Consider the following 6,352-nt stretch of genomic DNA (forward strand, 5'->3'; position numbering starts at 1 on the left):
ATGACTGAACTACCCCTCGCAGGGATCAAGGTGATCGACTTCACCGGCGTGCAGGCCGGCCCGGCCTGCACCCAGATGCTGGCCTGGTTTGGCGCCGACGTCCTGAAGGTCGAACGACCCGCCGGAGGTGACGTCACGCGAAATCAGTTGCGCGACATCCCCGACGTGGACGCCCTGTACTTCACCATGCTGAACAGCAACAAGCGTTCGCTGGCGATCGACACGAAGTCACCCGAGGGCCTCGAGGTGATGGAGAAGCTGGTTCGCGGCGCCGACGTGCTGGTCGAGAACTTCGCCCCCGGTGCGATGGACCGGATGGGCCTGTCCTGGGACAAGCTGCAGGAGTGGAACCCACGCCTGATCTTCGGCTCGGTCAAGGGCTTCAACGACGACTCCTCGTACACCGATCTCAAGGTCTACGAGAACGTCGCCCAGTGTGCCGGCGGTGCTGCGTCGACCACCGGCTTCTGGGACGGCCCGCCGACGGTCAGCGGCGCCGCCCTCGGTGACAGCAACACCGGCATGCATCTGCTCATCGGCATCTTGGCCGCGATCATCCAGCGCGACAAGACCGGCGAGGGGCAGAAGGTCTCGGCGTCGATGCAGGATTCGGTGCTCAACCTGTGCCGGGTCAAGCTCCGTGACCAGCAGCGGCTGGAAGCCGTTGGCTACCTCGAGGAGTACCCGCAGTACCCGAACGGTGAGTTCAGTGACGCCGTACCTCGCGGCGGCAACGCAGGCGGCGGCGGCCAGCCCGGCTGGGTGGTCAAGTGCAAGGGCTGGGAGACCGACCCCAACGCCTACATCTACTTCACCATCCAGGAGCAGAACTGGAAGCGCACTGCCGAGGCCATCGGGCACCCGGAATGGGTCGAAGACGAGGGCTACAGCACGGCCCGTGCCCGCCAGGACAAGATCTTCGAGATCTTCGGCGAGATCGAGAAGTGGCTGGCGGACAAGACCAAGTGGGAGGCGGTCGACGTGCTGCGCGCGTGGGAGGTGCCGTGTGCGCCGGTGATGTCCATGAAGGACCTCGCCAACGACCAGACGCTGCGCAAGAGCGGAAGCATCGTCGAGGTGGACCAGAAGGGCCGCGGCACCTTCCTCACCGTCGGCAGCCCGATCAAGTTCTCGTCGTTCAAGCCCGAGATCGTGGGTGCCCCGCTGCTCGGCGAGCACACCGACGAGGTGTTGACCCAGTTGGGCTACGACGCCGACGCGATCGAGGAGTTCCACCGCAAGAAGATCGTCGTCTAGGAGCGCAGGATTGCCGCCCCGGATTCGGGGCGGCAATCCCGTTCCGTCCCCTCACACGTTTGGGAGCACGCATGACCACGACCGAACCGCAGCCCGGCCGCACCGTCGCCGAGGTGGTCACCGACACCGTCGCGGCCCTGGAAGGGCAGCGTGGCGCTCTGCTCCCCATCTTGCACGCGATCCAGGAAGCGCTGGGATGTGTTCCCCGCGAGGCGGTTCCGGTGCTCGCCGAACGACTCAACCTCTCGCGCGCCGACGTCCACGGCGTCGTCAGCTTCTATCACGACTTCCGCGCCGAGCCGGCGGGGCGCACGACGGTCAAGATTTGCCGCGCGGAGGCGTGTCAGGCCGTCGGCAGCAGTCGACTGGTCGACCACGTGCGCGACCGCTACGGAATGGAACTGGGTGAGACCCGCAGCGACGGTGCCTTGACGGTGGATCAGGTGTTCTGCCTCGGCAACTGCGCGCTGGGTCCCACGGTGCAGGTTGGCGCCCGGCTGCACGGCCGCGTCGACGCTGCGAAGTTGACCGATCTCATCGACTCGGCGATGGCCTCGTGAGCCCGGTGACGCCGTCGGTGACGGTGTACGTGCCCGGTGACTCGGCAGCCAGGTCGGTCGGCGCCGACGAGGTCGCCGAGGCCGTGCTCAGGGCGGGTGCCCGCGTCGGACAGCCGGTGCATCTGGTGCGCAACGGAACTCGCGGGATGCTCTGGCTGGAACCGCTGATCGAGGTGGTCACGCCCGAGGGCCGGATCGGATACGGGCCCGTCGAGGCGGCCGACGTCGACGGCTTGGTCGACGCGGGTTTGTTCAGTGGCGGTGAGCATCCAACGCGCGTCGGCGTCGTCGACGACCTCCCGTGGATGACCAGCCAGGACAGACTCACCTTCGCCCGCGTCGGCGTCGTCGACCCGCTGTCGCCCGAGGACTTCGTCACGCACGGCGGCCTCCGTGGCCTCCGCCGGGCGCTGGAGATGACCCCCGACGAGGTCGTCGAGGAGATGACCGCCTCCGGTCTACGCGGCCGCGGCGGCGCGGGCTTCCCGGCCGGGATCAAGTGGAAGACCGTCCTCGGCTGCGACGAGGCGCTGAAGTTCGTGTGCTGCAACGCCGACGAAGGTGACAGCGGCACATTCGCCGACCGGATGGTGATGGAGGGCGATCCGTTCCTGCTCATCGAGGGCATGGCGATCGCCGCCCACGCCGTCGGCGCGACGGAGGGCTTCGTCTACATCCGGTCGGAGTATCCCGCCGCGGTCGCCACGATGCGCGCCGCGATCGAGATCGCCACCTGGCACGGCTGGCTCGGTGACGGCGTGCTCGGCACCTCGCTGAACTTCTCGCTTCAGGTGCGGGTTGGCGGCGGCGCCTACATCTGCGGCGAGGAAACCTCCATGCTGGAGAGCCTCGAGGGCAAGCGCGGCGAGGTCCGCGCAAAGCCGCCGATCCCCGCCATCCACGGACTGTTCGGTCAACCGACGTTGGTCAACAACGTCCTCACGTTGACCAGCGTGCCCGCGATCCTCGCCGACGGGGCCGCGGCGTTCCAGAGCCTTGGCGTCGAACGGTCAAGGGGTACACAAGTATTCCAACTCGGCGGCAACATCCGCCGCGGCGGTGTCGTCGAGAAGGCCTTCGGCGTCACCCTCGGCGAGTTGGTCGAGCACTACGGCGGCGGCACGCGCACGGGGCGTCCCGTGCGCGCCGTCCAGGTCGGCGGCCCGCTCGGCGCCTACGTTCCGCCGTCGGACTTCGGCCTTCGGATGGACTACGAGGAATTCGCTGCCGCCGGTGCGATGGTCGGACACGGCGGTGTGGTCGTCTTCGACGACACCGTCGACATGGCGGCGCAGGCGCGGTTCGCGATGGAGTTCTGCGCGGCGGAGTCGTGCGGCAAGTGCACCCCGTGCCGGATCGGCTCGACGCGCGGGGTCGAGGTGATCGACCGCATCGTGGCGGGCGAGAACCCCGACGAGAATCTGGCGCTGCTCGAAGACCTCTGTGAGGTCATGACCGACGGCTCCCTGTGCGCCATGGGCGGTCTCACCCCACTGCCGGTGCGGAGCGCGCTCGCGCACTTCGCCGGTGACTTCCTCGAACCGAGGATCCAACCTCGGCGGCCACTACCGCTGAGCACGGCCCAACGGACGGACACGACATGAGCTTGAACACCGAACGTGACTTCGGCACGCCGGCATTGGACGGACCTGCGACGGTCGGCGTCGAGGTCGACGGCCATCGGGTGCTGGTGCCGGAGGGGACCTCGGTGATGCGGGCGGCCGCCATCGCGGGAATCGACGTGCCGAAGCTGTGCGCCACCGACTCTCTCGACGCGTTCGGCTCCTGCCGACTCTGCCTGGTCGAGATCGACGGCCGGCGGGGGACGCCCGCGTCGTGCACCACCCCGGTCGCCGACGGCATGGTCGTGCACACGCAGACCCCGAAGGTCGCGAAGCTGCGCGAGAGCGTCATGGAGCTCTACATCTCGGATCACCCGCTGGACTGCCTGACGTGTCCGGCCAACGGTGACTGCGAGCTGCAGGACATGGCAGGCGTCGTCGGTCTGCGCCAGGTGCGCTACGGGCAGGACGGCGCGAATCACGGTGATGCCGAGATCGACCACAGCAACCCGTACTTCGACTTCGACCCGTCCAAGTGCATCTCCTGCTCGAGATGCGTGCGGGCCTGCGGCGAGATCCAGGGGACGTTCGCGCTGACCATCGAGGGCCGCGGATTCGCCTCGAAGGTCTCCCCGGGGGCGGGCGAGACGTTCATGGACTCCGAGTGTGTGTCGTGCGGTGCCTGCGTGCAGGCCTGCCCGACGTCGACCCTGCAGGAGAAGTCGGTGGTCGAGCTGGGCGTGCCGACCCGTTCTGTGACGACCACGTGCGCGTACTGCGGAGTGGGCTGCTCCTTCAAGGCCGAACTGCGGGGCGACGAGGTCGTCCGGATGGTGCCGCTGAAGGACGGCGGCGCCAACGACGGCCACTCCTGCGTCAAGGGGCGGTTCGCCTTCGGCTACGCCTCGCACCCCGACCGGGCCCTCAAACCCATGCTGAGGGAAAGGATCACCGATCCCTGGCGGGAGGTCGAGTGGGACGAGGCCATCGACGCCGTCGCGCGCGGGATGCTCGAGGTGAAACGCAACCACGGGCCGGGGTCGATCGGCGCGATCACCTCGTCGCGCTGCACGAACGAAGAGGTCTACGTCGTGCAAAAGATGGTGCGCGCGGCGTTCGGCAACAACAACGTCGACACGTGCGCGCGGGTGTGCCACTCGCCGACCGGATACGGGCTCAAGCAGACCTTCGGGGAGTCGGCCGGCACGCAGGACTTCAAGTCGGTCGCCAGCGCCGACGTCATCATGGTCATCGGCGCGAACCCGACCGACGGCCACCCCGTGTTCGCCTCCCGCATGAAGCAGCGGCTGCGTCAGGGTGCCCGCCTGATCGTGGCCGACCCACGGCGCATCGACCTGGTGCGCTCACCACACATCGCCGCCGACCATCACCTGCAACTGCAGCCGGGCACCAACGTGGCCATCGTCAACGCGATGGCGCACGTCGTGGTCACCGAGGGTCTCGTCGACCAGGACTTCGTCGCGGCGCGGTGCGAAGGCTTCGACGACTGGGCGCGGTTCATCGCAGGCGAGGAGCACAGCCCGGAGGCCGTCGAAGCCATCACCGGCGTGCCCGCCGCCGAGGTGCGCGCCGCTGCACGGCTGTACGCGACCGGTGGCAACGGCGCGATCTACTACGGTCTTGGCGTCACCGAGCACAGCCAGGGCTCCACGATGGTGATGGGGATGGCCAATCTCGCCATGGCGTGCGGCAACATCGGCCGCGACGGCGTCGGCGTCAACCCGCTGCGTGGCCAGAACAACGTCCAGGGTTCGTGCGACATGGGTTCCTTCCCACACGAACTCACGGGCTACCGGCACGTGTCCGACGACGCCGCCCGCAAGATCTTCGAGGACCTGTGGGGGACGACGCTGCAGGCCGAGCCGGGACTGCGAATCCCCAACATGTTCGACTCCGCGCTGGAGGGCACGTTCCGCGCGTTGTTCGTCCACGGTGAGGACATCGCGCAGTCCGATCCGAACTTTCACCACGTGTCGGCCGCGCTGGGGGCGATGGATCTCGTCGTCGTGCAGGACCTGTTCCTCAACGAGACGTCGAAGTTCGCCCACGTCTTCCTGCCAGGGGCGTCGTTCCTGGAGAAGGACGGCACCTTCACCAATGCCGAGCGGCGCATCAATCGCGTTCGGTCGGTGATGAAGCCCAAGAACGGAAAGCACGAATGGGCGATCGTCTGCGAGATTGCCACCGCCATGGGCTATCCCATGCACTATGACCATCCCTCGGAGATCATGGACGAAATCGCAGCCGTGACACCGACGTTCGCCGGGGTGTCGTTCGACAAGCTCGACCGGGTCGGCAGCATCCAGTGGCCGTGCGACGAGCAGGCGCCGCTTGGTACGCCGATCATGCACGCGGAGTCCTTCACGAGGGGCCTCGGCCGATTCGTGCCGACTCCGTTCGTGCCGACCAGCGAGCGCAGCACCCGCAAGTACCCGTTGGTCTTGACCACGGGCCGAATCCTCAGTCAGTACAACGTCGGTGCGCAGACCCGCCGCACTGCCAACGTGGCCTGGCACGCCGAGGACGTCCTGGAAATTCATCCCCACGACGCCGAAGTGCGAGGAATCCTCGACGGTTCCCGCGTGACGCTGACCAGTCGGGTGGGTGAGACCGCCCTGCACGCGAAGCTCTCCGAGCGCATGCCGACGGGCGTGGTCTACACCACCTTCCACCATCCGATCTCGGGGACGAACGTCCTCACCACGGAGAACTCCGACTGGGCGACCAACTGCCCGGAATACAAGGTGACGGCGGTCCAGGTCTCCCTGGCGCGGTCGGTGGTGTCCACCGATGCGGCCGGTGCCGCTGAATTGATCAGCGCTGCAGCAGAACTCGTGGATTGAGGGTGATCTGATGTCCAGTTCGGAGTTCACCGAGGTGAGGCTGGTCAACGACATCCTCGCCAACCTGTCGTACCTGTCCGACGACGATGCGGCGAGCGCGCTCGCCGGT

Annotated in this window: 4 protein-coding genes; all 4 read left to right on the plus strand. The window is 67.5% G+C overall.

What is annotated here, in order from left to right:
* The gene (frc, locus tag B1790_RS23450; RefSeq protein ID WP_079925684.1) at nucleotides 1–1,257 is read left to right on the plus strand and encodes a formyl-CoA transferase; all 1,257 of its coding nucleotides are present in this window, start codon (nucleotides 1–3) and stop codon (nucleotides 1,255–1,257) included.
* Nucleotides 1,258–1,328: 71 nt separating this feature from the next.
* Nucleotides 1,329–1,817, plus strand: coding sequence for a formate dehydrogenase subunit gamma (locus B1790_RS23455; protein ID WP_079925685.1), 489 nt, complete (start codon nucleotides 1,329–1,331; stop codon nucleotides 1,815–1,817).
* Complete coding sequence (locus B1790_RS23460; protein WP_233165282.1) at nucleotides 1,814–3,421, plus strand: NADH-quinone oxidoreductase subunit NuoF; 1,608 nt, start codon at nucleotides 1,814–1,816, stop codon at nucleotides 3,419–3,421. The genes B1790_RS23455 and B1790_RS23460 overlap by 4 nt, the downstream gene beginning before the upstream one ends.
* Nucleotides 3,418–6,243, plus strand: a complete 2,826-nt coding sequence (gene fdhF / locus B1790_RS23465) for a formate dehydrogenase subunit alpha (RefSeq protein WP_079925686.1) — start codon at nucleotides 3,418–3,420, stop codon at nucleotides 6,241–6,243. Before B1790_RS23460 ends, fdhF begins: the two co-directional genes overlap by 4 nt.
* The last annotated feature ends 109 nt before the right edge of the window (nucleotides 6,244–6,352 follow it).

Origin of the sequence: Mycobacterium sp. AT1 (assembly GCF_002043095.1) — a bacterium.
Lineage (GTDB): Bacteria > Actinomycetota > Actinomycetes > Mycobacteriales > Mycobacteriaceae > Mycobacterium.

Coding starts and splice junctions, on each gene's coding strand:
- frc (WP_079925684.1), top strand. CDS start 1: ATGACTGAACTACCCCTCGCAGGGATCAAGGTGATCGACTTCACCGGC.
- B1790_RS23455 (WP_079925685.1), top strand. CDS start 1,329: ATGACCACGACCGAACCGCAGCCCGGCCGCACCGTCGCCGAGGTGGTC.
- fdhF (WP_079925686.1), top strand. CDS start 3,418: ATGAGCTTGAACACCGAACGTGACTTCGGCACGCCGGCATTGGACGGA.